32 protein-coding genes are annotated in these 25,158 nt (G+C 68.5%); 24 read left to right on the top strand and 8 right to left on the bottom strand.

Going from position 1 to position 25,158, the window contains the following annotated elements; all coding sequences use genetic code 11:
• Positions 1-2: 2 nt before the first annotated feature.
• From rplV to SFB74_RS30565, 6 genes are all read left to right on the top strand, one after another.
• On the top strand, positions 3-335 hold the full coding sequence (gene rplV / locus SFB74_RS30590) for a 50S ribosomal protein L22 (protein WP_019657678.1): 333 nt from the start codon (positions 3-5) through the stop codon (positions 333-335).
• A 17-nt stretch (positions 336-352) separates the two neighbouring features.
• Positions 353-1,267 (top strand): 30S ribosomal protein S3, encoded by a 915-nt coding sequence (gene rpsC / locus SFB74_RS30585; protein WP_019657677.1) that lies wholly within the window; start codon positions 353-355, stop codon positions 1,265-1,267.
• Between the two features lie 52 nt (positions 1,268-1,319).
• A complete protein-coding gene (rplP, locus tag SFB74_RS30580; protein ID WP_007838137.1) occupies positions 1,320-1,736 on the top strand; it encodes a 50S ribosomal protein L16 in 417 nt (138 codons plus the stop codon).
• Between the two features lie 55 nt (positions 1,737-1,791).
• Positions 1,792-2,001, top strand: coding sequence for a 50S ribosomal protein L29 (gene rpmC / locus SFB74_RS30575; protein ID WP_026284221.1), 210 nt, complete (start codon positions 1,792-1,794; stop codon positions 1,999-2,001).
• A 9-nt stretch (positions 2,002-2,010) separates the two neighbouring features.
• Positions 2,011-2,280: a 30S ribosomal protein S17 gene (gene rpsQ, locus SFB74_RS30570; RefSeq protein WP_015867662.1), complete on the top strand. Its 270-nt coding sequence runs from the start codon at positions 2,011-2,013 to the stop codon at positions 2,278-2,280.
• An 82-nt stretch (positions 2,281-2,362) separates the two neighbouring features.
• Positions 2,363-2,869, top strand: coding sequence for a peroxiredoxin (locus SFB74_RS30565; RefSeq protein ID WP_432728138.1), 507 nt, complete (start codon positions 2,363-2,365; stop codon positions 2,867-2,869).
• 14 nt (positions 2,870-2,883) lie between these two features.
• Here the strand turns inward: SFB74_RS30565 and SFB74_RS30560 are convergent, their stop codons facing one another.
• Complete coding sequence (locus SFB74_RS30560; protein WP_432728137.1) at positions 2,884-3,471, bottom strand: GNAT family N-acetyltransferase; 588 nt, start codon at positions 3,469-3,471, stop codon at positions 2,884-2,886.
• Positions 3,468-4,178, bottom strand: a complete 711-nt coding sequence (locus SFB74_RS30555; protein WP_432728136.1) for a cytochrome b/b6 domain-containing protein — start codon at positions 4,176-4,178, stop codon at positions 3,468-3,470. The genes SFB74_RS30560 and SFB74_RS30555 overlap by 4 nt, the downstream gene beginning before the upstream one ends.
• A gap of 161 nt (positions 4,179-4,339) precedes the next feature.
• Here SFB74_RS30555 and SFB74_RS30550 point away from each other — a divergent pair, with 161 nt between their 5' ends.
• Positions 4,340-4,786: a c-type cytochrome gene (locus tag SFB74_RS30550; protein ID WP_432728135.1), complete on the top strand. Its 447-nt coding sequence runs from the start codon at positions 4,340-4,342 to the stop codon at positions 4,784-4,786.
• 76 nt (positions 4,787-4,862) lie between these two features.
• On the opposite strand, the gene SFB74_RS30545 is transcribed toward SFB74_RS30550, so the two are convergent.
• Positions 4,863-5,360 (bottom strand): TlpA disulfide reductase family protein, encoded by a 498-nt coding sequence (locus SFB74_RS30545; RefSeq protein WP_019657670.1) that lies wholly within the window; start codon positions 5,358-5,360, stop codon positions 4,863-4,865.
• Positions 5,361-5,459: 99 nt separating this feature from the next.
• Between SFB74_RS30545 and SFB74_RS30540 the strand changes: the two genes are divergently transcribed.
• The 15 genes from SFB74_RS30540 (at position 5,460) to SFB74_RS30470 (ending at position 19,399) form a co-directional block, all read left to right on the top strand.
• Positions 5,460-6,002: a hypothetical protein gene (locus SFB74_RS30540; RefSeq protein WP_432728134.1), complete on the top strand. Its 543-nt coding sequence runs from the start codon at positions 5,460-5,462 to the stop codon at positions 6,000-6,002.
• 166 nt (positions 6,003-6,168) lie between these two features.
• Entirely contained in the window at positions 6,169-6,624 is a 456-nt protein-coding gene (locus SFB74_RS30535) for a PTS sugar transporter subunit IIA (protein ID WP_432728133.1), read from the top strand.
• On the top strand, positions 6,593-6,862 hold the full coding sequence (locus tag SFB74_RS30530) for an HPr family phosphocarrier protein (protein ID WP_093247284.1): 270 nt from the start codon (positions 6,593-6,595) through the stop codon (positions 6,860-6,862). The genes SFB74_RS30535 and SFB74_RS30530 overlap by 32 nt, the downstream gene beginning before the upstream one ends.
• A gap of 10 nt (positions 6,863-6,872) precedes the next feature.
• Entirely contained in the window at positions 6,873-8,675 is a 1,803-nt protein-coding gene (ptsP, locus tag SFB74_RS30525) for a phosphoenolpyruvate--protein phosphotransferase (protein WP_432728132.1), read from the top strand.
• Positions 8,676-8,819: 144 nt separating this feature from the next.
• On the top strand, positions 8,820-9,194 hold the full coding sequence (locus SFB74_RS30520) for a DUF4148 domain-containing protein (protein ID WP_432728131.1): 375 nt from the start codon (positions 8,820-8,822) through the stop codon (positions 9,192-9,194).
• Between the two features lie 134 nt (positions 9,195-9,328).
• Positions 9,329-9,793 carry a Spy/CpxP family protein refolding chaperone gene (locus SFB74_RS30515; protein WP_432728130.1) on the top strand — a complete coding sequence of 155 codons (465 nt, stop codon included), beginning with the start codon at positions 9,329-9,331 and terminating at the stop codon, positions 9,791-9,793.
• Positions 9,786-10,262: a DUF4260 domain-containing protein gene (locus SFB74_RS30510; RefSeq protein WP_432728129.1), complete on the top strand. Its 477-nt coding sequence runs from the start codon at positions 9,786-9,788 to the stop codon at positions 10,260-10,262. Before SFB74_RS30515 ends, SFB74_RS30510 begins: the two co-directional genes overlap by 8 nt.
• Positions 10,263-10,267: 5 nt before the next feature.
• Positions 10,268-10,657, top strand: coding sequence for a hypothetical protein (locus tag SFB74_RS30505; RefSeq protein WP_432728128.1), 390 nt, complete (start codon positions 10,268-10,270; stop codon positions 10,655-10,657).
• Between the two features lie 50 nt (positions 10,658-10,707).
• A complete protein-coding gene (locus tag SFB74_RS30500; protein ID WP_432728127.1) occupies positions 10,708-11,403 on the top strand; it encodes a response regulator transcription factor in 696 nt (231 codons plus the stop codon).
• A 62-nt stretch (positions 11,404-11,465) separates the two neighbouring features.
• Positions 11,466-12,815, top strand: coding sequence for an ATP-binding protein (locus SFB74_RS30495; protein ID WP_432728126.1), 1,350 nt, complete (start codon positions 11,466-11,468; stop codon positions 12,813-12,815).
• A gap of 119 nt (positions 12,816-12,934) precedes the next feature.
• Positions 12,935-13,978 carry an NADP-dependent oxidoreductase gene (locus SFB74_RS30490; protein ID WP_432728125.1) on the top strand — a complete coding sequence of 348 codons (1,044 nt, stop codon included), beginning with the start codon at positions 12,935-12,937 and terminating at the stop codon, positions 13,976-13,978.
• 172 nt (positions 13,979-14,150) lie between these two features.
• A complete protein-coding gene (locus SFB74_RS30485) occupies positions 14,151-14,708 on the top strand; it encodes a fimbrial protein (RefSeq protein ID WP_432728124.1) in 558 nt (185 codons plus the stop codon).
• 220 nt (positions 14,709-14,928) lie between these two features.
• Positions 14,929-15,708 carry a fimbrial biogenesis chaperone gene (locus SFB74_RS30480; RefSeq protein ID WP_432728123.1) on the top strand — a complete coding sequence of 260 codons (780 nt, stop codon included), beginning with the start codon at positions 14,929-14,931 and terminating at the stop codon, positions 15,706-15,708.
• A gap of 11 nt (positions 15,709-15,719) precedes the next feature.
• Positions 15,720-18,383: a fimbria/pilus outer membrane usher protein gene (locus tag SFB74_RS30475; RefSeq protein WP_432728122.1), complete on the top strand. Its 2,664-nt coding sequence runs from the start codon at positions 15,720-15,722 to the stop codon at positions 18,381-18,383.
• Positions 18,380-19,399: a fimbrial protein gene (locus SFB74_RS30470; protein ID WP_432728121.1), complete on the top strand. Its 1,020-nt coding sequence runs from the start codon at positions 18,380-18,382 to the stop codon at positions 19,397-19,399. The genes SFB74_RS30475 and SFB74_RS30470 overlap by 4 nt, the downstream gene beginning before the upstream one ends.
• Positions 19,400-19,435: 36 nt before the next feature.
• On the opposite strand, the gene SFB74_RS30465 is transcribed toward SFB74_RS30470, so the two are convergent.
• The 5 genes from SFB74_RS30465 to SFB74_RS30445 form a co-directional block, all read right to left on the bottom strand.
• Positions 19,436-19,753 (bottom strand): hypothetical protein, encoded by a 318-nt coding sequence (locus SFB74_RS30465; protein WP_432728120.1) that lies wholly within the window; start codon positions 19,751-19,753, stop codon positions 19,436-19,438.
• A gap of 90 nt (positions 19,754-19,843) precedes the next feature.
• Positions 19,844-20,683 carry a DMT family transporter gene (locus SFB74_RS30460; RefSeq protein ID WP_432728119.1) on the bottom strand — a complete coding sequence of 280 codons (840 nt, stop codon included), beginning with the start codon at positions 20,681-20,683 and terminating at the stop codon, positions 19,844-19,846.
• Positions 20,684-20,772: 89 nt separating this feature from the next.
• Positions 20,773-21,468 (bottom strand): AraC family transcriptional regulator, encoded by a 696-nt coding sequence (locus SFB74_RS30455; RefSeq protein WP_432728118.1) that lies wholly within the window; start codon positions 21,466-21,468, stop codon positions 20,773-20,775.
• 52 nt (positions 21,469-21,520) lie between these two features.
• Positions 21,521-22,651 (bottom strand): SLC13 family permease, encoded by a 1,131-nt coding sequence (locus SFB74_RS30450; protein ID WP_432728117.1) that lies wholly within the window; start codon positions 22,649-22,651, stop codon positions 21,521-21,523.
• On the bottom strand, positions 22,632-24,164 hold the full coding sequence (locus tag SFB74_RS30445) for a class I adenylate-forming enzyme family protein (RefSeq protein ID WP_432728116.1): 1,533 nt from the start codon (positions 24,162-24,164) through the stop codon (positions 22,632-22,634). Before SFB74_RS30445 ends, SFB74_RS30450 begins: the two co-directional genes overlap by 20 nt.
• A gap of 221 nt (positions 24,165-24,385) precedes the next feature.
• Between SFB74_RS30445 and SFB74_RS30440 the strand changes: the two genes are divergently transcribed.
• Together SFB74_RS30440 and SFB74_RS30435 are read left to right on the top strand one after the other, a co-directional pair.
• A complete protein-coding gene (locus SFB74_RS30440; protein WP_093206317.1) occupies positions 24,386-24,628 on the top strand; it encodes a GlsB/YeaQ/YmgE family stress response membrane protein in 243 nt (80 codons plus the stop codon).
• A 32-nt stretch (positions 24,629-24,660) separates the two neighbouring features.
• Positions 24,661-25,152: a hypothetical protein gene (locus SFB74_RS30435; protein ID WP_432728115.1), complete on the top strand. Its 492-nt coding sequence runs from the start codon at positions 24,661-24,663 to the stop codon at positions 25,150-25,152.
• Positions 25,153-25,158: the final 6 nt, after the last annotated feature.

The following is a 25,158-nucleotide window of genomic DNA, read 5'->3' as shown; positions in this document are numbered from 1 at the left end:
CCATGTCTGAAACACGTGCAGTCCTCCGCGGTGTCCGCCTGTCGGTCGACAAGGGCCGTCTGGTCGCTGACCTGATCCGCGGCAAGAAGGTCGATCAAGCGCTCAACATCCTGCAATTCACGCAGAAGAAGGCCGCTGTGATCGTGAAGAAGGTGCTGGAGTCGGCTATCGCCAACGCCGAGCACAACGACGGTGCCGACATCGACGAGCTGAAGGTCAAGACCATCTACGTCGAGCAAGGTGCAACGCTCAAGCGCTTCACGGCGCGGGCCAAGGGTCGCGGCAATCGCATCAGCAAGCCCACGTGCCATGTGTACGTGACGGTTGGCAACTAAGAAGGCCTGGAAGAAATATGGGACAGAAAATCCACCCAACCGGGTTCCGCCTTGCGGTCACCCGTAACTGGTCCAGCCGTTGGTACGCAAGCGACCGCGATTTCGCGGGCATGCTGGCCGAAGACATCAAGGTTCGCGAATACCTGAAGAAGAAGCTGAAGAACGCTTCGGTTTCGCGCGTCATGATCGAGCGTCCCGCCAAGAACGCACGCATCACGATCTTCTCGGCTCGTCCGGGCGTCGTGATCGGCAAGAAGGGCGAAGACATCGAGAACCTCAAGCGCGAACTGGGCAAGCAGCTCGGCGTGCCGGTTGCGGTCAACATCGAAGAAGTGCGCAAGCCCGAAATCGATGCGCAGCTGATCGCCGACAGCATCACGCAGCAGCTCGAAAAGCGGATCATGTTCCGCCGCGCCATGAAGCGCGCCATGCAGAACGCCATGCGTCTGGGTGCCCTGGGCATCAAGATCATGTCGGCTGGCCGCCTGAACGGCATCGAAATCGCACGTACCGAGTGGTACCGCGAAGGCCGCGTGCCGCTGCACACCCTGCGCGCCGACATCGACTACGGCACCTCGGAAGCCAAGACCACCTACGGCGTCATCGGCGTCAAGGTCTGGGTCTACAAGGGCGACACGCTGGGTCGTAACGACCTGCCGGCCGTCGAGACGCCGCGTCCTGAAGAAGAACGTCGTCCGCGCGGTCCCCGCCGTGATGGCCGCCCCGGTGGCGACCGTCCGGGCAGCGACCGTCGTGGCCCCGGCCCCCGCGCCGGTGCCCGTGGCCCGATCGGTGGCAACACCGCTCCCGCCGATGGCAGCGACAAGCCCGCAGAAGCAACCGGCGGTGCCGGTGCAGACTCGAAACCCGCCGTTAAGCGCGTCCGCAAAGCCGCGCCCGCTGCAGCAGCGGACGGTGCCAAGACCGAGTAATCGGTCGCTCCCGGGCACGCAAGTGCCCGGGGCCCTCACGGAGTAACAAAACATGCTGCAACCTGCACGCAGAAAGTTCCGCAAGGAACAAAAGGGCCGCAACACCGGCATCGCAACCACGGGTAACTCGGTTGCGTTCGGTGACTTCGGTCTCAAATGCACCGACCGCGGCCGCCTCACGGCGCGCCAGATCGAAGCCGCTCGCCGCGCGATTTCGCGTCACGTGAAGCGCGGTGGCCGTATCTGGATCCGCGTGTTCCCGGACAAGCCGATCTCTACCAAGCCCGCTGAAGTGCGGATGGGTAACGGTAAGGGCAACCCCGAGTACTACGTTGCCGAGATCCAGCCTGGCAAGATCGTGTTCGAGATCGTCGGCGTGCCCGAAGAACTCGCTCGCGAAGCGTTCCGCCTGGCCGCCGCCAAGCTTCCGCTGCGCACGACGTTCGTCGCTCGCCAGCTCGGCGCCTGAGAGGAGAACACTGATGGCAACCCGTAAGAAGAAAGAAACCGCGGCTCCGGCCAAGGTGACGAAGGCCGCAACCCTGCGCACGAAGGACGTCGCAGGCCTGCAAGCCGAAATCAAGGATCTGCAGAAGGCCCATTTCGGCCTGCGCATGCAGAAGGCCACGCAACAGCTGTCGAACACCTCGACGCTGCGCGTGACCCGTCGCGACATCGCGCGCGCCAAGACCATTCTTGCCCAGAAGCAGCAAGAAACCCAAGCCGCCAAGTAAGGAGTGAACATGACGGAAGCTAAAAAATCCCTCAAGCGCACCTTGATCGGCAAGGTGGTCAGCGACAAGCGTGCCAAGACCGTGACCGTGCTGGTCGAGCGCCGTGTGAAGCACGAGCTCTACGGCAAGATCGTGGCCAAGACGAGCAAGTACCACGCCCATGACGAAAAGGGCGAGTACAAGCTGGGCGACACCATCGAGATCACGGAAAGCCGTCCGATCTCGAAGACCAAGAACTGGGTTGTGACCCGTCTGGTCGAGAAGGCCGTCCTGGTCTGATCAATCATTGGAGCCCCCAGGGGCATCCGATCCGGAAACGGCCCACAATGTGGGCCGTTTTTCTTTTTCAGGAGCACATTCAATGATCAAAGTCGGCGACACCCTTCCCTCGGCCACCCTGCAGGAATACTCCGAAGTCGAGGGCGAAGGCTGCAGCATCGGTCCGAACCCCGTGGACGTGACCAAGGCCTCGTCGGGCAAGACCATCGCGCTGTTCGCGCTGCCCGGTGCCTTCACCCCCACCTGCTCGGCCAAGCACGTGCCGGGCTACGTGCAGCACTTCGACGACTTCAAGGCTGCCGGCGTGGACGAGATCTGGTGCGTGAGCGTGAACGATGCCTTCGTGATGGGCGCCTGGGCACGCGACCAGAAGACCGGAGCCAAGGTGCGCATGCTGGCCGACGGCAGCGCCGACTTCGCGAAGGCCACCGGCCTTACGCTCGACCTGACCGGCCGCGGCATGGGCCTGCGCAGCAATCGCTATTCGATGCTCGTGAAGGACGGCAAGGTCGCGACGCTGAATGTCGAGGCGCCGGGCAAGTTCGAAGTGAGCGACGCCGACACGCTGCTGGCCCAGGCCCGCGGCTGATCCGGCCGGTCAGCTCAGAGATCCACTTTCAGATAGTGGGCCCCGGCGACGGGGTTGTGATAGTAGGGCGGCACTTCCACGAAGCCCAGGTCTTCGTAGAGTGCCCGCGCCGACTCCATGTCGTCGAGGGTGTCGAGCAGCACGCAGCCGTAACCCGCGTTGCGTGCTGCATCGAGGATCGCCTCGGCCAGTTGGCGGCCCAACCCAAGGCCGCGGAAGCCGGGGCGCACGTACAGGCGCTTCATTTCCGCCGCGTTCACGTAGTCCGCGCTGTCGAGAGGCCGCAGCGCGCAGCATCCGGCAACATGCGCCAGCGTGCCGTCGGCGCGTTTCAGCGTCGGCGTCTGACGCCCGGCTTCTTCCTTGACATTGGCCGGATCCACCAGCGCGAGCAGCAGCATGCCCCGCGGCTCGGCATATTCGCCCGGCAGCTGCGCCAGTTCGCCGTCGAAATCCTGGAAGTCCAGATCGATGCCCAGCGAGCCTGCATAGTCGCGGAAGATCGCGCGAGTGGCTTCGATCTCGTGCGCTGCGTCGGGCGTGAGCAGCACCACCGCCGGCATGGCCGACAGCGGCAGGGGGCGTGAAATGGAGAAGCTCATACGCGCAGCGAGGAAACCCACCAGGCCACGCCCGCGCACAGCGCGAACAGCACCAGCGCCAGCCAGCGCGAGGCCGCATCGTCGCGGCTCGGCGCCACCTGGCCGCTCTCGGAGGAGACCAGCTTGTCGCCCGTCACCATCGGCCGCACCAGGCGATGCCGCTTGACGAGCACGTAGAACAGCACCGCCAGCACATGCAGGCTCACGAGCGCGATCACGATCCATTTGCCCTGCGCCTTGTGCCAGCCGGTGGCCAGGCTCACGATCTCGCCGGATACGAAGCGCGTGAGCGGCCCGGAGGCGGAGATTTCGTCGTCGGCCATCAGCCCGGTCGCGACCTGCAGCACCAGGATGGCCAGCACCGCGAACACCGACAGGGCGCCCAGCGGCGTGTGTCCGATCAGGTGATCCGGATGCGCCCGTCCGCGCAGGTAGGCCGCGAGCGAGCCGGGTCCGTAGACGAAGGCCGCGAAGCGCGACCAGCGCCCGCCGACGAAGCCCCAGAGCAGCCTGAACAGCAGCAGCGCCAGAACCGTGTAGCCGACGCGGAAGTGCCATTCCATGGCCCCGTTCAGGCCGGTGCCGATCATGCCGATGACGGCGATGGCCAGCGCCCAGTGGAAAAGGCGCGTCGGCAGGTCCCAGACCCGGGTGCGGGCGCCGGGGCCGGAGGCCGCGCGAAATGCGGCCACGGAGGAGTCGGTCATCGAGAAAGGCGCGGGGGCGCAATGCTGCGGAAGGCGCAGATTAGCAAAGTCCGGGCCCCAGCCCGCTTCGGGTTGTTGCTATGCGCCGGACACGACCCGCCCCTACACTCGCCCGCAGCGCTGCGCACGACGGCGTTTTTCTCCCACAACGAGGACCCACGATGACCCGATTTGCTTCGTTCGCCCTTGCAGCCGCCTGCGCTGCCATGTCCCTTCCAGCGGCGGCCCAGTTCGCCAAGCCCGAAGACGCCATCAAGTACCGCCAGAGCGCGTTGTTCGTGATGGGCCAGCATTTCAGCCGCCTCGGTGCCATGGCCAACGGCCGCGCTCCCTACGATGCCGCGGCTGCCGCAGCCAACGCCGAAGTGGTCGCCGACATGGCGAAGCTGCCCTGGGCAGGCTTCGCCGCCGGCACCGAAGGCGGCAAGGCCAAGCCCGAGATCTGGAAGGAAGACGCCAAGTTCAAGGAACGCCAGCAGAAGCTGATCGAGGAAACCGGCAAGCTGGTGACCGCCGCCAAGGCTGGCAACCTCGACGCGCTCAAGGCCCAGTTCGGCCCGACCGCCGCGAGCTGCAAGGCCTGCCACGACAGCTTCCGCGCGCAGTAAGCAGCGGATTGCAGGAAGACAAAAGCAAAAGGCGCCCTTTCGAGGCGCCTTTTCTATTTTGGGGATGGTTGAGGGATCAGGCCTCGGCCAGCAGCTTTTCGATGAGCTTGTGCAGCTCGGCGAAGTCCGGTTCGCCCACATAGCGCTTCACGATCTCGCCGCGCTTGTTGACCAGGTAGGTGGTCGGCGTGAGCTTCACGTCGCCCCAGGCCTGCGCCACGCTGCCGGTGTTGTCGATCGCCACCTTGAAGGGCAGCTTGCGCGTCTGGGCGAAGTTGACGACGTAGCTCGGCGGGTCGTAGCTCATGGCCACTGCCAGGGTGTCGTAGCCCTGGGCCTTGTACTTGTCGTAGGTGGCGATGACCTTGGGCATCTCGCCGACGCAGGTCACGCAGCTCGTGGCCCAGAAGTTGACCAGGGTGACCTTGCCCTTCAGGTCCGCCGTGCTCTTCTGCGTGCCGTCCAGCAGCACGAAGGTGGAGGCGGGGGCGGCGGTGGCGCCGGAGCCGAGGTACACGCCCACGCCGGTGGCCAGGGCGACGACGACGGCTGCTGCGGCGAGGTATTTCTTCATGGCTTCGTGCAAGACAAGGGCGGCGCGATTTTAGTTCCGGGAGCCGGATCGTGCTGGCGACATCCCGCCCCTCCCGCGCGGTTCGATAATCGCTGCCCCATGCCGTCGTCGTCTCTTGCCACTTTCTGCTCCCGGCTCGTGCCGGCCGCGGCAGCCCTGCTCGCAGCCTGCAGCCCCGCCTTCAACTGGCGCGAGGTGCCGATCGCCGGGGCCGGCCTGGTCGCGATGCTGCCCTGCAAGGCCGACCGCGCGACCCGCGCGCTGCCGCTGGGCACCGAATCGGTGCAGGTCGACATGACGGGCTGCGAAGCCGGCGGCGCGACCTTCGCCATCGCGCATGCTTCCGCAAGCAGTCCCGAGCAGGCCGAAGCCTGGCTGCGTGCATGGCACACGGCCACGCGCGGCCAGTTGGGCGAGGCGCAGGTGACGGAATCCTCCGCCAGCGTGCCGCGCGCGACGGCCGTGCCTGCGCCGCAGCGCCTGGAAACGCAACAACAAGGAGCGACCACGCCGCTGCAGGTGCTGTGGTTCGCCCAGTCGCAGAAAGACGGCTCGGTGGCTCTCTACCAGGCCACGGTGCTGGGCCAGCCTTCCTCCGCCGAGGCGCCGAAAACCTTCTTCGAGGGCTTGAGGCTTCCATGAAGGGCGGCGAGCCCGCCGGACCGACGCTGCCTGCTATGGTTCCGATAGCTGGCCGGTCCGGCTCGTTTCGCACGGTACTGTCCCATTTCTGAGGCTGCTGCGTTATGTCGCATATCTACTTCCCCTGGGCGCCCCCGCATAATCGACGCGTCGTCCTTCCTTCCGCATGAACAGCATCCTCATCATCGCCCACTCACCGTTCGCTCATGCGATGCGGCAGTGCGCGCTGCATGTGTTTCCCGACTGCGAGCAGGCCATCGCCGCGCTCGACGTGCTGCCCAACGTGTCGCCCGAAGAAACGCTGGCCGCCGCGCGTATCACGCTTGCGCAGCAGCTGCACACGCCGCGCTCGCAGGTGCTGGTGCTGGCCGACGTGTTCGGCGCCACGCCCTGCAACGTGGCTCAGAAGCTGGTGGACGGCGTCCGGTCGCGGCTGGTGGCGGGGGTCAACCTTCCGATGCTGCTGCGCGCCGTCACCTACCGGCACGAACCCCTGGAGACGCTGGTGCAGCGCGCCCTCGCGGGCGGCACCGCGGGCGTCATGCAGGTGGCGGTGGCGGCTCCCCAGAACCAGGCGAAAAGAAAGCACAGTGATCAAGAAATCCGTGACCATCAGCAATAAGCTGGGCCTGCACGCACGCGCATCGGCCAAGCTGACCAAGCTCGCAGGCAGCTTTCCCTGCGAGGTGTGGCTCTCCCGCGGTGACCGCCGCATCAACGCCAAGAGCATCATGGGCGTCATGATGCTGGCCGCCGGCCTGGGCTCCACTGTCGAGCTCGAAACCAACGGCCCGCAGGAAGAAGAAGCGATGAGCGCCATCGTCCAGCTCATGGACGACAAGTTCGGCGAAGGCGAATAAGGACAGTCCCATGACTTTCGCAGTCCACGGCCTCCCTGTCGCCCGTGGCATTGCCATCGGGCGCGCCGTGCTGGTGGTGTCGAGCCGCATCGACGTCGCCCACTACTTCATCAAGCCCGAAGAGATCGAGACCGAGATCGACCGCGTGCGCACCGCGCGCAACGCGGTGGCCGACGAGCTGGCCAAGCTGCAGGCCAACGTCGCGCAGATGGGGCCCAACGACGCGCCGCATGAGCTCGCGGCGCTGCTCGAGGTGCACCAGATGCTACTGCAGGACGAGGCCCTGAGCGGTGGCGTCAAGCACTGGATCAGCGAGCGGCTCTACAACGCCGAGTGGGCGCTGACCACGCAGCTCGAGATCATCGCGCGCCAGTTCGACGAGATGGAAGACCCATACCTGCGCGAGCGCAAGGCCGACCTCGAGCAGGTGGTCGAGCGCCTGCTGCACCGCATGAAGGGCACGGCCGCCGTGCTGGCGCCGAGCCCGCCGCGCCGCAAGCGCGCCGCCTCCGCTGACGACGACAACGACGACCCCACCGCGGGTGACGGCATCGACGTGCCGCTGGTGCTGATCGCGCACGACCTCTCGCCGGCCGACATGCTGCAGTTCAAGAAGAGCGTGTTCGCCGGCTTCGTCACCGACGTGGGCGGGCGCACCTCGCACACCGCCATCGTCGCGCGCAGCATGGACATCCCGGCGGTGGTCGGCGCGCGCACCGCGAGCCAACTGGTGCGGCAGGACGACTGGGTCATCATTGACGGCGACGCGGGCGTGGTGATCGTCGATCCGTCGCCGATCATCCTGGCCGAGTACGGCTTCAAGCAGCGCCAGGGCGACCTCGAGCGCGGCCGGCTCGCGCGGCTGCGACACAAGCCCGCCGTCACGCTCGACGGCCAGCGCGTGGAGCTGCTCGCCAACATCGAGATGCCGGAAGACACCGCAGGTGCCGTCAAGGCGGGCGCGGTGGGCGTGGGCCTGTTCCGCAGCGAGTTCCTCTTCATGGGCCGCGACACCAGCACGCGCCAGACCCGCCTGCCCGACGAGGAAGAGCAGTACCAGGCCTACAAGCGCGCGGTCGAGGGCATGCAGGGCATGCCGGTCACCATCCGCACCATCGACGTGGGCGCCGACAAGCCGCTGGACAGCATCTCGGCCAACAAGCAGGAGCACCTGAACCCCGCGCTCGGCCTGCGCGCCATCCGCTGGAGCCTGGCCGACCCGGCGATGTTCCTCACGCAGCTGCGCGCCATCCTGCGCGCGGCGGCGCACGGCGAGATCCATCTGCTCATTCCCATGCTCGCGCACGCGAGCGAGATCCGCCAGACGCTTTCGCTGATCGACTTCGCCCGCGCCGAACTCGACAACCGCGGCGCGGTGTACGGCCACGTGAAGCTCGGCGCGATGATCGAGATTCCGGCTGCCGCGCTCACGCTGCGCATCTTCCTCAAGCACTTCGACTTCCTGTCGATCGGCACCAACGACCTGATCCAGTACACGCTGGCCATCGACCGTGCCGACGAGTCGGTGGCGCATCTGTACGACCCTGCGCACCCGGCCGTGCTGCGCCTGGTGGCAGACACCATCGCCGAGTGCCGCCGCCAGGGCAAGGGCGTGGCCGTATGCGGCGAAATGGCGGGCGACGTGGCCTTCACGCGCTTGCTGCTGGGGCTGGGCCTGCGCAGCTTCTCGATGCATCCCTCGCGCATCCTCGCGGTCAAGCAGGAAGTGCTGCGCGCCGACACCGGCAAGCTCGAGGCCTGGGCCAAGGGCGTGCTCGAATCCGACGACCCTGCCGCCGCGATGGCTGGCTGACACCATGAACTGAGCGTACTTTGCACTCACCCTGGCGGGTGAGTGAAAAGAAACGAAACACGCCGAAACTGCGGCGAAAGGACTTGCGCAGACCCCGCAAGCACCATCAGGCCTTCTCTTCAACCACTGCAAGAAAGGCCTGAAATGAAGTCCGTCTCCTTCACCCAGATCGTCGCCGTCGCATCCTTCGCCATGCTCGCCGCAGCCGGCGCGAAGGCCGAGAGCTACGAGGGCGTGCAGCCCGCCGTGTCGGCCAAGAGCCGTGCCGATGTCAACGCCGAAGCCATGCGCACCGCGTCGGCACCCGACCAGAACGTGGTGCGCGGTTCGCGCGGCGCCGAGACCATGGCCGTGTCGACCGAGCGCGCGCGCATCGTCGCCGAAGCCGTGCGCGCAACTGCCGCGCCCGACCAGAACGTGTCGGCCAGCTCGCGCGTGAACAGCCAGGTCATCTCGACGATGCCCAACCCCGTCGACGCGCGCGCCGCTGCCGCCAACGCCAAGAGCAGCCGCCTGTAAGCCACCCGGCTTGCCGCCACACCCGTCGCAATAAAACGAAACACGCCGCAACCGCGGCGAGAGGACTTGGCCCGGTGCAGATCGCACCATGGAGCTTCCTCCTCAACACAACACCAGGAACACAAGGAATCACCATGAAACACTGGATCAAGCGCACTCTCTTCGGTTTTGCAGGCGCCGCCATGGTCGCGGGCAGCATCGCCGGCTGCAGCAGCTATCGCCACGGCTGGGGTGGCGACAGCGCCGAGTTCCGCGCGAAGATGGTCGAGCGCGTGGGCAGCAAGCTCGAACTCGACGCCAACCAGAAACAGAAGCTCACGGTGCTGGCCGAGAAGCTGCAGGCACAGCGCGAGGCCATGCGCGGTGCGGGCGGCTCGGGCGATCCGCGCTCGCAGTTCAAGGCGCTCTTCGCTGGCAACAAGCTCGACCAGGCCGGCGCCGCCCGCCTGATCGACGAGAAGACCACGGCCGTGCGCAACGGCAGTCCCGAGATCATTGCCGCCGCCGCCGACTTCTACGACAACCTGAACGCCGCGCAGCAGCAGAAGGTGCGCGACTTCATGGAGCGTGGCGGCCGCCGCTGGAGCCATCGTGGTTGAGCTCCCGTCGTTCCGCCTGCCGCTTCTGCGGGGGCTAGACGCGTGGGCCGGCGGGGCCGGTTCCGCGGTGTCCTCTGAAGAGGGCTCGACGGCGGTCACGGGCGGGGTGCGCGCGCTGCTTCAACTCGAAGGCGCCGTGGTGCTGGGCGTGGCGCTCGCCGCGTATGCCCAGTTCGGCGCGGGCTGGGGCGTGTTCGCGCTCTGGCTGCTCGCGCCCGACCTGTCGCTGCTGGGCTACCTCGCGGGCCCCCGCACAGGCGCGGTGCTCTACAACGCGGCGCACTCGTACGTCGGCCCGGTGCTGCTGCTGGCGCTCGGCGTGCTCGCGGCCATGCCGTGGGCGGTGGCCGGCAGCCTGATCTGGCTCGCCCACATCGGCATGGACCACGCGCTCGGCTACGGGCTCAAGTACGCGACGGGTTTCGCCGCCACGCACCTGGGCCGCATCGGCAAGGCAGATCCATGGTGAGCCGCATGAGCCGCGACCCCACCGCTTCCCATGCCGTGCACGCGCCGGCCGCGCGCGCATGGATGCTGACGGAGGCGCTCACGCTGGGCATCGCGTCGATGGTGCACGCGGGGCTCCTCGTGCCCGGCTACGCGCACACGGCGGCCCGAACCGCCGAGGCGGTGATCGCCACCGTGCTCGTGCTGGCCTCGGTCGAGACCTGGCTGCGGCCGCACCACGCGCGCCGCGCCGCCATCTTCGGCCAGGGCTTCGCGCTGCTGGGCACGCTGGTCGGGCTCGGCACCATCATCGCGGGCATCGGTCCGCGCACCGTGCCCGACGTGGTCTACCACGCGCTGCTGCTTTCCGTTCTCGTGACGGGCCTGACCTGGGCGGTGCGATGCCGGCGGGTCTGATGGTCAGCGAAGTCATCCGCCAATTTCTTGTCCGGAGGCACAATCCCGCCATGCCGCGCATCCTGCTGATCGACGACGACGAACACCTCGCCGCGCCGCTGACCACCTACTTCGCACGCTTCGGCTGCACGCTCGAGAGCGCCGTGCGCCCGAGCGACGGCCTGGCCAAGCTGCGCGCAGGCACCTACGACGCGGCCATCCTCGACGTCATGCTGCCCGAGATGGACGGCTTCGCGCTGTGCCGCGAGATCCGCAAGGAAAGCGACATTCCCATCGTGATGCTCACCGCCCGCGGCGAAGTGATGGACCGCGTGGTCGGCCTCGAGCTCGGCGCCGACGACTACGTGCCCAAGCCCTTCGAGCCGCGCGAACTGGTGGCGCGCGTGCAGACCATCCTGCGCCGCCAGCGCAGCACGCCGCAGGCTGCGGCCAACGGCACGCAGCACCGCGTGTTCGACGGCCTGTCGATCGACCTCGACCGGCGCCAGGTGCTGCGCCACGGCGAGCGGGTGGAGCTCACCGGCACCGAGTTCGAGCTGCTCGCGCTGCTGGCGGCCGAGCCCGGCAAGGTGTTCAGCCGCGACGACATCCTCAACCGCCTGCGCGGCCACGAGGCCGAGCTCTACACGCGCGCCGTCGACATCGTCGTGAGCCGCCTGCGCAAGAAGCTGGAGCCGCTGGACTGCATCAAGACGCTGCGCAACGCGGGCTATGCGCTGGCGGTGGCCCGTAGCGAGCCTGCATGAATTTCGGCCGAAGCAGGGAGTCCCGCAGGATGCGGTGGCGCGGCGAAGAATGCCGCGACGAGATGACGCGCGGCGACTGGCACGCCAAGTGGCACGCGCGCTGGAACGAAAAGGTGCAGGGCAAGCGCCGCTGGCGCCGTTCGCTGCGCGTGCGGCTGGTGCTGATGTTCGTGATGCTCGCGCTGGTGATGGCGGCGGTGTTCATGGGCGGCATGAAGAAGTCGTTCTCCACCGGCTGGGCCGAGGCCGCCAAGCCGATGCTGACCGACTACGCCGACCGCCTCGTGGCCGAGATCGGCACGCCGCCCGACGTGTCGCGTGCGCAGGCGCTGGTGGCGCGATTGCCGATCACCATCCGCATCGTCGGCCCCAAGGTCAACTGGGATTCCAACCCCGGCGGCGCGAACGGCCCCGGCGGCTGGATGCACGACCGCGAAGACGTGTTCGGCGGCGACAAGTGGTTCATCCGCCCCACGGCCGACGGCCACCGCGTGATCTTCGGCTGGTCGCCCAAGCTCTGGCAGCTGGCGCCGCGCGTCATCGGCTGGGCCACGCTCGGCCTGCTGCTGTCGTGCGTGCTGCTGGCATACGCCTACGTGAGCCGACTGCTGCGGCCGCTGATCGACATCCGCGAGGGCGCGCAGCGCTTCGGCCGCGGCGAGTTCACACAGCCCATTCCGGTGCGCCGCAACGACGACCTCGGCGACCTGGCCGAGCGCATCAACACCATGGCCGAGGACATCCAGGCCATGCTCGACGCCAAGCGCGGGCTGCTGCTGGCGCTGAGCCACGAGCTGCGCTCGCCGCTCACGCGCGCCCGGCTCAACGCCGAGCTGCTGCCGGCCACGCCCGAAGGGCAGGCCGAGCGCGACGCGCTGCTGCGCGACCTCAACGAGATGCGCGACCTCATCAGCGACCTGCTCGAAAGCGAGCGCCTCGCGAGCCCGCACGTGGCCCTGCAGCGCGAGCCGGTCGACCTGGCGTCGCTGATCCGCGAGATCGTGGCCGAGATGCCTGGCGCGGAGCACGTGCACCTCGACCTGGCCGAGGGCCTGCCTGCGCACGGCGTGGACCGCATGCGCATCCGCCTGCTGGTGCGCAACCTGCTGGACAACGCGCTGCGCTACAGCGCCGACGCGCCCCGGCCGCCGTGCGTGTCGCTGCGCGCGGTGCTCGAGGGCAGCCGGCAGGGCGTGGAGATCGAGGTGCGCGACCACGGCCCCGGCGTGGACGACGAACAGCTCGAGCGCCTGACCGAACCCTTCTACCGCACCGACGGCGCCCGGGCGCGCGCCACCGGCGGCGTCGGCCTCGGCATGTACCTGTGCCGGTTGATCGCCGAGGCGCACGGCGGCAAGCTGACGGTCGGCAACGCGCAGCCGGGGTTGCGGATCGTCGTCAGGCTGGCCTGAGAAGCCGGCAGGGCGGGGCCGGGGCGCCTGTCACCTGCGCTACCAGCCCGGTCCCGACCCGCGACTACGATGCAGGCGCCCGCGCGCCAGCGCCTGTCATTCACGGTCAAGGAGACACCATGAGCAGCCCCCTCACCAACCACCAGGTCCGCCTCGCCAAGCGCCCCGAGGGCACGGCCACCCGCGAGAATTGGAAATTCACCACCGAGCCCGTCGGCGAGCCGGCCGAGGGCGGCGTGCTCGTCAAGACGCTGTCGCTGTCGCTCGACCCCGCCATGCGCGGCTGGCTCAACGACGCCAAGAGCTACATCCCGCCCGTGGGCATCGACGAAGTGATGCGCGCCGGCGGCGTCGGCCGCGTCATCGCCTCGAAGAACCCGCAGTTCGCGGTGGGCGACACCGTCTACGGCACGCTGGGCGTGCAGGAATACATCCTGATCCCCGAAGACCAGATCAAGCGCAACGGCCTGGTGAAGATCGACCTGCGCGTGGGCACCATCACCCAGTGGCTCAACGTGCTGGGCATGCCCGGCATGACCGGCTACTTCGGCCTGATGGACGTGGGCATGCCCAAGCCGGGCGAGACCGTGGTGGTCTCCGGCGCGGCCGGCGCGGTCGGCCAGACCGTGGGCCAGCTGGCCAAGATCAAGGGCTGCCGCGTGGTCGGCATCGCCGGCGGCGAGGCCAAGTGCGACTGGGTGGTGAAGGAGCTGGGCTTCGACGCCTGCATCGACTACAAGGCCGGCGCCGCCGCGGTGCGCGAGGGCCTCAAGACGCACTGCCCGAAGGGCGTGGACATCTACTTCGACAACGTCGGCGGCGAGATCCTCGACATGGTGCTGGCGCGACTCGCGCGCAAGGCCCGCATCATCATCTGCGGCGCCATCAGCCAGTACAACAACGCCAACAGCATGCCGGCCGCCGGTCCGAAGAACTACCTGAGCCTGCTGGTGAACCGCGCCCGCATGGAAGGCATCGTGGTGTTCGACTATGCCGACCGGTACCACATCGCCATCGCGGAAATGGCCGGCTACCTGAAGGATGGGCGCATGAAGAGCAAGGAAGACATCGTGAAGGGGCTCGATACCTTCCCCGAGTCGCTCAACAAGCTCTTCGCGGGCGAGAACTTCGGCAAGCTGGTGCTGCAGGTTGCGGAAATGTAGTGTCGAGTTGTTAACTCGCGTGTTAATTTCACGCACATTCAAACAACACTGTTAACTACAGTTAATTGGCGGTAATGAACCGTCATCTTGCGTCATTGTCTGCATAGACTGCGCGCCTGCCTTGCAGCAGCAGGTCGCAGTCCAGTCAATCAACCCCCAGGGAACGCAAGAAATGAAGAAGTTCGTATTCGCCAGGTTCGCAGCTTTGGCAGCCGCCGGCGTGCTGTCGCAAGGTGCTTTCGCCGCCGACGGCACCATCAATTTCACCGGTGAGATCGTCGACGCACCCTGCTCGATTTCGCCCAACAGCCAGAACATGACCGTGCCCCTGGGCAAGGTTTCGCGCACTGCGTTCGACGGCGCCACCGCCGGCACGGCAGTGGTCGGCAAGAAGGCCACCCCCTCCAAGTTCAAGATCGACCTGCTCGGCTGCGGCGCGACCGCCAAGGGCGCGACCGTGACCTTCTCGGGCACGGCAGACCTCGACGACGCCACCAACCTGCGCATCGCCAATGCCGGCCAGGTCGGCGTGGGCTCGGCTTCGGGCGTGGCCATCGAACTCGGCGACTCGGCCGGCACCAAGATCCCGCTGGGTTCGGAATCGGGCCAGTACGTCCTGGGCCTCGGCGACAACTCGCTGAACTTCCAGGCTGCCTACGTTGCCACCAAGACGGCCGTGACGGTCGGTCCGGCCAACTCGGTCGCGCAGTTCACCGTCGCCTACAAGTAAGCAGCTTCCCGCGGCATCCACGGCCTGCCGCTTCGCGCCGGCCGGCGATGCCGCCCATGCCAGGCGCCGCGCCCGGACTCCATGTCCCGCCGGCGCCGGCATCCCTTCTTTCTTTCTCTCCCGCATTTTTCCGACGGTGCTCCGGCATGCGCCGCCGTGCCGGGGTTCGCGTGCCCCATGCGTTTCGCCCGGGCCGGGGATTTCTTCTCTCTTCTTTCCTATGAGCAGCAACAACCGCTTCCGATGGGCTCTCGCCATCCTGCTGACGCTGGGCCTGCAGTGGCCGGCCGGTGCGGGCGTGATGCTCGGCGGCACCCGCGTGATCCTCGGCGAGAAGGACCGCGAGGCCTCGATTCCGGTGAAGAACACCGGCGTCTCGCCCTACGTGGTCCAGGCCTGGATCGACGCCGGCGAGGGCCGGAACAAGACGCCGCTGCTCGTCACGCCGCCGCTGTCGCGGCTCGACCCGGGCATGGAGAACATCCTGCGCATCATGCGCACGGCCGGCGAACTGCCGTCGGACCGCGAGTCGGTGTTCTGGCTCAACGTCAAGGAGATTCCCGAGAAGTCGAAGGAGGAGAACGTGCTCCAGATCGCGGTGCGCAGCCGCATCAAGGTGTTCTACCGGCCGTCGAATCTGCAGGGCAAGTCCGACCAGTCGCGCGGCCAGCTCAAGTGGGCAGTGAGCGCCGGCGCGCAGGGGCAGGGCGCCGTGCTGCGCATCGCCAATCCCACGGCCTATCACGTGACCTTCACCGCGCTGAACGTCAACAATGGCCAGCAGCTCATCAACGCCGACATGGTCCCGCCCTTCGGCGAGAGCAGCTACCCGCTGAGCGCGGTGAAGGCGCCGCAGGCGGTGCAGGTCGGCTACACCACGCTCAACGACTACGGCGGCGAGACGCCCGAGGAGCGCGTCCAGGTGCCGGCGGCCGCCGAGCCCGCGACGGTGACGGTCGAGGTCGTTCCCCCGCCGCCCGCCGACGGCGCCAGGCGCTGAGACGAACCGCCATGCGCTGCCTGCCTGCTCCTTGCGCGCCGTTCCGGCTGACCCTGTGCGCCGCCCTGTTCGGCGCACTCGGCGCGACCGGCCACGCGCAGGAGCAACCGCAGCAACAACTGGCCGCCTCCAGCTTCAACGAGGAATTCCTGAACATCGGCGGCGACCAGCCCCACGCGGACCTTTCGCTCTTCTCCTTCGGCAACCGCGTGCTCGCGGGCACGTACACGGTCGACGTGACGCTCAACGACCGCTCGACCGGCCAGGCCGGAATCCGCTTCGTCCCGAAGGAAGGCAAGAACGACGCCGAGGCCTGCATCACGCGCGGCATGCTCGACGACTGGGGTGTCAACGTGGCGGTGTTCGCGGCGCTCGCGAACCTGGCGGAAGACGCCTGCGTCGACCTGTCCGCCATCAGCCCCGAGGCCAGGTACAGCTACGACGCCGGCAAGCAGCGCCTGTACGTCAGCATCCCGCAGGCGGCGCTGAAGCGCTCGGCGCGCGGCGCGGTCGGCCCCGAGAAGTGGGACAAGGGCGTCACCGCCGGCATGCTGGACTACCAGCTCAACTTCGCGCGCTACAGCGGCGACAAGTACCGCAACGACGTCAATCCGTTCGCCACGCCGCAGAGCGTGTTCGACGGAAATCCCTTCGCCCAGACCGGCAAGACCCTGCAGCGCAACACGCTGTTCGCGGGCCTGCGCGCCGGCTTCAACTACGAGGACTGGCGCTTTCGCCACTTCTCCACCTACAACCGCGGCATCGACGGCCAGAGCCGCTGGCAGGGCATCAACACCTACGCGCAGCGCGACATCGCCTCGATCAACGGGCAGCTGCTGATCGGCGACGGCAACACGCCCGGCAACTTCTTCGACAGCGTGCCGTTCCGCGGCGTGCAGCTCTCGTCGGACGACGCGATGCTGCCCGACAGCCAGCAGGGCTACGCGCCCACCGTGCGCGGGGTGGCGCAGACCAACGCGCGCGTCACGGTCCGGCAGAACGGCTACGTGATCTACAGCACCTTCGTGGCGCCGGGCCCGTTCGTGATCGACGACCTCTACCCGACCGCATCGAGCGGCGACATCGAGGTGACCATCACCGAGGCCGACGGCCGCGAGATCAAGTACACGCAGGCCTTCTCCGCCGTGCCCACGCTGCTGCGCGAAGGCACCTGGCGCTACTCGGCCACCGTGGGCAAGTACCGCAACAACTACTCCGGCACGACGAGCACCGGGAGCCGTCCCACGCTGACGCAGCCCGCCTTCGTGCAGGCGACGCTGGCGCGCGGCCTCGGCAACGAGTTCACGCTCTACGGCGGCCTGCTGGCGGCCAACATCTACCAGTCGGTGCTGGTGGGCGTGGGCAAGAACATGAAGGACTTCGGCGCGGTCTCGGTCGACCTCTCGGCCGCGCGCACCACCGACCGCACGCCGGTCAACGGCGAGCGCAACTTCAACGGGCAGTCGCTGCGCTTCCTCTACTCGAAGGCCATCCTCTCGTCGGGCACCAATTTCCGCGTGGCGGGCTACCGCTACTCGACCAGCGGCTTCCGCACCTTCCAGGAAGCGGTGCAGATGCAGGACCTGCTGCCCTTCGAGTCCTTCAACAGCCGACGCAACGAGATCCGCTTCGAGGTCTCGCAGCAGATCAAGGACTGGGGCAGCGTCTTCGCCTCGGCCCGCCAGCAGAGCTACTGGGGCACCAGCGCGAAGGACAGGCTGGTGCAGGTCGGCTACTCGGGCAACTACAGGCAGTTCGGCTACAGCGTCTACTACAACTACACCACCAGCCTGAACCGGGCGCCGGTGCGCCAGCTGATGTTCACGCTGAGCATTCCGCTGGGCGACACCCGCGCCACCGCGCAGTACGCCGTCAACCGCGACAGCACCGGCCGCCTCAACCAGCAGGCCAGCGTCTACGGCTCGGCCTTCGACGACAGCCGCCTGACCTACAACGTCACGGCCAGCCATGCGAACCAGGACAGCGGCAGCAGCGCCAGCGCGAGCGCCAGCTACCTGTCGTCCGTGGGCCGGCTCGACCTGGGTTACTCGCAGGGCCGCGGCTACGGCCAGAGCACCGTCGGCGTGGCCGGCGGCCTGCTGTTCCACGGCGGCGGCGTCACGGCGTCGCAGCCGCTGGGCGAGACGGTGGCGCTGGTGCAGGCGCCCAAGGCGCAGGGCGTGGGCTTCGAGTCGCAGCCCGGCGTGGCGACCGACCGGGCCGGCAACGCGGTCATTCCCAACCTCACGCCGTACCGGCTGAACCGGCTGGCCGTGCGCACGAGCGACCTCGGCGACACCGTGGAAGTGAAGAACGCCGCGACCGAACTGGTGCCCACCCGCGGCGCCGTGGTGGTCGCGAAATTCGAGACCTCGGTGGGCTTCCGCCTGCTGATGGTGCTCACCGACAGCAAGGGCCGGGCCCTGCCGCTGGGCTCGAAGATCGAGAACGAGGCGGGCCAGGAGGTCGGCATCGTCGGGCCCGACGGCCAGTCCTTCGTGACCGGCGCGGCCGACAGCGGGCGGCTGACCGTGCGATGGGGCCAGGGCCAGGCCGACCAGTGCGTCGTGCCCTACAGTCTGCCCGACGAAAAGAACCCGCCGCCGATCCGCGAGCTGAACGGCCAGTGCGCCGCCACCGGGCCGGACGCCGTGCAACCGAAGGGAGCGGAATGAGCCGCAGCAGCCATCCATCCGGCGCGATGAAGATCGCGCGCCTCGCCATTCCGACCCTCGGGGCCCTTGCTGTGCTGTTCGGCGCGCAGGCCGCGCGCGCCGCCTGCTACGTGACGCCGGGCTACATCGAGAAGACCGTCAACATGGCGATGGGCCGGGTCGTCATTCCGAACGACGCCGCGGTCGGCACCATGTTCAAGAGCCAGCTCTTCCCGCTGCCTCTGTCGGGCACCACCAACAAGCCGTGGACCTGCTCGGGCGGCGGCAACGTGAAGGGCGTCATGCTGCAGGGCTCCCCCGTGGCGGGCTACGACCACGTGTACACCACCAACGTGCCCGGCGTCGGCATCCGGCTGTCGCGCTACTTCGACCAGACCTCGGTCAACTACTACCCGCACGATCGCTCGACCACCACGGATTTCGGCGACTTCAACGCGGCTTCCCGCTTCCAGGTGGAGCTGTTCAAGATCGCGGCCGTGACCGGCAACGGCCCGCTGGCCCAGGGCACCTACACGCAGTACTACAGCGTGGCGGACAACAAGTCGGTGCTCACGACGAACCTGCTGGGCGAGGGCATCACCATCATCACGCCCTCGTGCTCGGTGGACCTGGGCTCGCGCAACATCACGGTGGATTTCGGCAAGGTGCCCCAGAACAACTTCAAGGGCAAGGGCACGACCACGGGTGACCGCAAATTCGACATCAGGCTCAACTGCAAGGCCGGGCAGAACGCGCAGAACACCGTCTACCTGCGCATGGACGCCACGCCGGACCCGTCGAACGTGCAGGGGGTGCTGAAGATCACCCAGGGCGGCACGGGCACCGCGACCGGCGTGGGCATCCAGGTGGTGGACAACCAGAGCCAGCCGGTCAAGTTCGGCGACGAGGCGCTGGTCGGGCCGTCGAAGGACGGCGACTACGTGCTGCCCTACACCGCGCGCTACTACCAGACCGCCGACAAGGTGACGCCGGGACGCGCGGACGGCACCGCCACCTTCACCCTCGACTACAAGTAGCCCCGATAGCCCGGGCCCGGGTGGCGGGGCCGGCGCTCAGCCCAGGTCGGGCCGCAGCGGGATGTCGCCCAGCGCATCGTCCTCGCGCAGTCCGCGCGCGGCCTTCAGCAGTTCGATCGACAGGCCGTCGCCGTGGCCCGCGAAGCCCCGGGCGATGCCCTCGAGCACCGTCGACAGGCCGGTTTCGCCGTCGCTGCGCGCATCCATGCTGATGTTGAGCACCCGGGCCGCCATCTGGCGGTAGGTGACGGCGCCCGCGCCCTCCAGCGCGGCCACCAGGTCGAGGTACAGCGCCAGGTTCAGGTCGAACACCAGCTTGGGCGTGATCTCGAAATCCCTGTTCTTGTCGTCCATGTGGGTTGGCTCCTTTTTTCCTGAGCCTCCACTCTAGCCACAAAAAATGAAGCCGCCCCGTCGGATACAGCCTGATTCAGCACGCACGCATCACCGCGCGCGCGTGCCCATGATCGCCGCCGAGATGATCAGCCAGGCCGCGAGCACGATGGTCCAGGTCAGCGGACGCCCGGTCACGAGCAGCAGCAGCGCCGTCGAGCCCAGCGGCGTGATGTAGCTCAGGATGCCGATCTGCCGCGCGTCGCCGCGCTTGAGCGCCATGTCCCACACGAAGAACGCCGCGCCCAGCGGGCCGAGGCCGCAGAGCACCAGCAGCAGCCAGTCGCGGCCCGACAGCGCCACCGAGGGCTCCAGCACCGCGTGGCAGGCCAGCGAGAGCGCGCCCGAGACCAGCCCGAACAGGCCGATCGCCGAGGTCGGGAAGGCCGGCACGCGCTTCGTCCACAGCGAATAGCTGGCCCAGACGAAGGCCGAGGCCAGCGCCGGCAGGAAGCCCCGGTAGCCCGAGAAGGACGCATTGCCGCCGCCCGCCCCGAGGATCGCCGCCGCGGCCCCCGCGAAGCCCAGCACCCCCGCCACCAGGTGCAGCGGCCGCAGCGACACGCCCGGCAGCAGCACCGGTGCCAGCACCACCATCAGCAACGGCCACAGGTAGTTGACCAGGTTGGCCTCGACCGGCGGCGCGTAGCGCAGCGCGATGAACAGCAGGAAGTGATAGCCGAAGAGCCCGTAGATCCCCAGCGCCAGCGTGCGCGGCGGCACCTTCCAGGCGGCGCGGTCGCGCAGCACCAGCGGCCAGCTCGGCACGCTGCCGACGATGAGCGCCAGGCCCGTGAGCAGGAAGGGCGGCAGAGGCGACAGGGCCGTGCCCAGCGAGGCGAGCGTGGTCCACAGGGCGATGGCGATCAGGGCGTAGGCGGTCGATGGCATGGACGGCGAGGCTACGCGATGTGGTCGTCGCGCAACGCCGGTCCGTCGTCGCGAAACGACGGTCTTCCGGCCGCAGGAGCTTCAGCGCCTCAGCGTCGGAGGGCGGCCGTGAGCGCCGACGGCGAGCGGTAGCCCGTGCGGCGCGCCGTCTCCGCCACGCTCATGCCGCCGAGTCGCAGTTCGCGCGCATGCGCCAGCCGCAGCGAGCGCAGCCACTGCATCGCGCCCATGCCCTGCTCGTCGCGGCAGCGCTGCGCGAACTGGCTGGGGCTCAGGCAGGTGACTTCGGCGAGGTCGGCCACGGACAGCGGCTCATGCCAGCGGGAGCGGGCCCAGTCGGCGAGCAGGCGCCAGTCGATGCGGCGGCGGCGCGAATCCGATGAGGATGCCGGTGCCGGATTCCATGCCTCCAGCAGCAGCGCGGGGCCGTGCTGCAGGGCCAGCGCCGAGGCCTCCGGCTGCTTCATGCATTGCGCAAGGTAGCGCGCCAGGGTGTGCAGCTGGGGCGAATCGGGAGATGCGCGTTCGGCGCAGCGGGCCCAGCCCGCATGGGTGGTGTCGAGCACCAGGCACACGGCACCGTGCCTGCGCGCGCTGAAGTCGTGCCGGTCGCCCGGCGCGACCACCTGCGCCTCGCCGGCGGCGATGCCGGCGCCGCGGCCTTCCACCTCGATCTCGAGCACGCCGTCCAGGCCGATCAGCACCTGGAAATGCTCGTGCGCATGGCTGCCGTGAGAGTGGCCGTAGTCGCGCAGGGCCAGGGTATGCGTGGCGGGCGTGTGCATGGGAAGGGGCGGGGAAGGGAGGACGCGATTGTCCGACGCCTATCCGCCGCTGTCATCCCAGCCGCAGCAGCAGCGCCGAGGCCGCGCACACCAGCAGGAACGGAATGCTGATGCGGTGGAACTCGCGCAGCCCGTTCGGCAGCTTGGCGAGCCGCAGCGCGATCAGGTTGGCCAGCGAGCCCAGCACGCAGCCGAAACCGCCCACGCTCACGCCGGCCGCCAGCGCCGGCAGGTCGCGCACGTGGCCGTCCAGCAGGATGGCGGCCGGCACGTTGCTGATGAACTGCGAGGTGACGATGGCCGCGAGGTACGCGCGCCAGCCCTCGGTGATCGGCCAGTGGCCCAGAAGCGCCACCACGGCGGGCAGCTCCGCGAGCTGCCGCAGGTCCACGAACATCAGCGCGATGATCGCGAGCAGCGCCCAGTCGATGCCGCGCAGCACGCGCGGATAGGCCACCAGGAACACGCCGAACACCACGCCCAGCCCCGCCAGCAGCCAGTGCCGGTCGAGCGCGACCACGAAGCCGACGAAGAGCAGCGCCGACAGCGCCAGCATGCGCGGCTGCACCGGCGCGGCTTCGGCTTCCGGCTTCAGCTCGATGGGCGTGCGCGGCACCAGCAGCCACACCGCGACGAAGACCCAGAACAGCATCACCGCCACCGTCGGCCCCATCATCCCCATGAAGGCGACGAAGCCCTCGCCCGAGCGATGCCACAGATACAGGTTCTGCGGATTGCCGATGGGCGTGAGGGCAGAGCCCGCATTCACCGCCAGCGCCTGCAGCACCACCAGCCGCGCCAGCGGCAGGTGCGCCTGCGTGGCGAGCACGCGCGTGAGCGGCACCAGCAAGAAGAGGCTCACGTCGTTGGTGACCAGCGCCGAGAGAAATGCCGCGCTGGCCGTCAGCAGCATTGCCAAGCTGCGCTGGTTGTGCGTGCGGGCCAGCAGGCGCTGCGCGGCGGACTGCAGCATGCCGCTGCGCTCCACGCCCTGCGTGATGGCCAGCAGCCCCGCGAGCGCGCCCACCGTCTGCCAGTCGACCAGCCTCAGCCAGTCCATCGGCGCGCGCGGGCGCAGGAACGCGAACAATACCGCGACGGCGACCAGCACCCACAGCAGGCCGTTGCCGCCGCCCTCGTGGTCGGGCGCCGCCGCGCCGGTGTCAGCGGCCGACGAGTTCACGCAGTTCGCGCTTGAGCACCTTGCCGATCGCGCTGCGCGGCAGCTCGTCGATGAAGGCGAGGCGCGCCAGGCGCTGGGTCTTGCCGAGCTGGGCGTTGGTCCACTGCAGCAGCTCGTCTTCGCTGGTGGCGTCGCCGTCGCGGCGCACCACGAAGGCGGCCGGCGTCTCGCCCCACTGCTCGGAAGGCACGCCCACCACCGCCACGTCGGCCACCGCCGCGTGGCCGCGCAGCACGGCTTCCAGGTCGCTCGGGTAGATGTTGAAGCCGCCGCTGATGATCATGTCCTTCTTGCGGTCGAACAGCGTGAGGAAGCCGTCGGCGTCGAAGCGGCCCACGTCGCCGGTGCGTATGAAACGCTTGCCGGTGGCGTCGAACCACTCGGCCTCGCGCGTCTTCGCGGGCTGGCGGTGGTAGCCGGTCATCATGCCGGCCGAGTGGCCAACCACCTCGCCGGCCACCTCGGTGTTGCCGCTGGGCAGCTCGTTGCCCTCTTCGTCGATCAGGCGGATGTCGCTGCCCTCGGCCGGGCGGCCGACGGTGTGCAGCTTGGTGGGATTCAGGTGCGCTTCCAGGATGCAGGTGCCGCCGCCCTCGGTCATGCCGTAGAACTCGACCAGCCCGCCGGGCCAGCGCTTGAGCACGTCGGCCTTCAGCGCCGCGCCGAAGGGCGCGCTGGTGCTGAACTTGTGCCTGTACGAGGACAGGTCGTGCTCGTCGAAGCGCGGGTGCGCCATCAGCCGCTGGTACTGCACCGGCACGAGCATGGTGTGCGTCACGCGGCGCTGCTGCGCCAGCTGCAGGTAGCCCAGCGCGTCGAACTTGGGCATCAGCACCACGCAGCCGCCGAAGGCCAGCGTGGGGAAGAACACCACCAGCGTGGTGTTGGAGTACAGCGGCGTCGACAGCAGCGTGACCGTGTCGGGGCCGTACTCGTACTTGGCGCCGCGCTGCACGTGGGCCCAGCGCATGCCGTGGCCCTGCACGATGCCCTTGGGCTCGCCCGTGGTGCCCGACGAATAGATGATGTTGAAGGCCCAGCCGGGCTGCACCTCGACGGCCTCGGGCCGTGCGCCCGCCGGCGCGAGCCATTCGTCGATGCCGCGGCCGACCTGCGAGCCGTCGAGCGCCACGCGCGGGATGCCGCCTTCCTTCGCGGGGCCGATCACTTCCGCGGCCGATGCGTCGCTGAACAGGATGCGCGCGTCGGCGTCCTCGATCATGCGGGCCAGGCTGGCGGGCGTGGAGCCGGGCGCCAGCGGTGCCACCGCGATGCCCGCGCGCAGCGCGCCCAGGAACACGGCTGCGTAGTTCACCGACGACGAGGCGCAGATGGCGATGGCGTCGCCGGCCTTGAGCCCGTCGCGCTGCAGGCTGGCCGCGATGCGGTCCATCAGCGCGTCGAGCGCGCGGTAGTCCAGCGTGCGGGTGGCATCCGCCAGGGCGGCGTGGTCGGGGGTGTGTTGCGCGTGGAGGCGGACCAGATCGGCAATGGCGCCGAAACTGCGTTCCATGGCGGCTTGGACGGCAGGGTGCGTTTGCAAAGTCATCTTCCTTCTTCTTGGCCAACCGGCAGGATAGCGAAATGCTCCCGCTTTCGGCCAGCGCCTTGGCGACCGCCAGGCTGCGGGACGGCACGCCGTCAGTTGCCGCTCAGGAAGGCGGGACGACGATGCCCGGGCGCCTTTCGCAACAAAGCGGCGGCGCTTGTTGTCACCAAGGACAGGGAGTTTCCGTGCACATCATCTGGACGATTCTGATCGGCTTCATCGCCGGGCTCCTGGCCCGCGCCGTGCTGCCGGGTAACAACTCGATGGGGTTCATCCTCACCGCGGTGCTCGGCATCGCCGGCTCGCTGGTCGCGACCTATGCCGGGCAGGCCATGGGCTGGTATGCCGCGGGCGCGGGCGCCGGCTTCATCGCCTCGGTGGTCGGCGCCGCGGTGCTGCTCGGGGTCTGGCACCTCGTGACCCGCTGACGCCAACTGATCCGATCACCAAGGAGCTCGCCATGGGTTTACTCGACATCCTCCAGCAGGCCATCGGCAACAACAACGCCGAAGCCCATCTCGACCAGGTCGCGCAGCACGCTTCTCCCGGCGAGCTGGGCGCGGGGCTCGCCGCCGCGATGCGCTCCGATCAGACGCCGCCTTTCGGCGACACGGTGGGCCAGCTCTTCGGCCAGTCCTCGCCGGCGCAGCAGGCCGGCGTGCTCAACCAGATCCTGGCCACGCTCGGGCCGGCGGCCGCCTCGGCGCTGGCCGGCGGCGTGCTCGGGCGCATGCTGCAGCCGGGCCAGACGCAGATCACGCCCGACCAGGCCTCGCAGCTCTCGCCCGCGCAGGTGACCGAGATCGCCGCGCATGCCGAGGAACAGCATGCCGGCGTGATCGACGAGGTGAGCCAGTTCTATGCGCAGCACTCGGGCCTCATCAAGACCCTGGGCGGCGCGGCCATCGCCATCGCGCTGGCGAAGATGAAAGAGAACGCAACGCGCGGCTGAGCCGGT

Origin of the sequence: Variovorax xiamenensis (assembly GCF_050916385.1) — a bacterium.
GTDB lineage: Bacteria > Pseudomonadota > Gammaproteobacteria > Burkholderiales > Burkholderiaceae_C > Variovorax.
The sequence above is the reverse complement of the archived record's forward strand: the minus strand, read 5'-3'. Positions and strand labels throughout refer to the sequence as shown.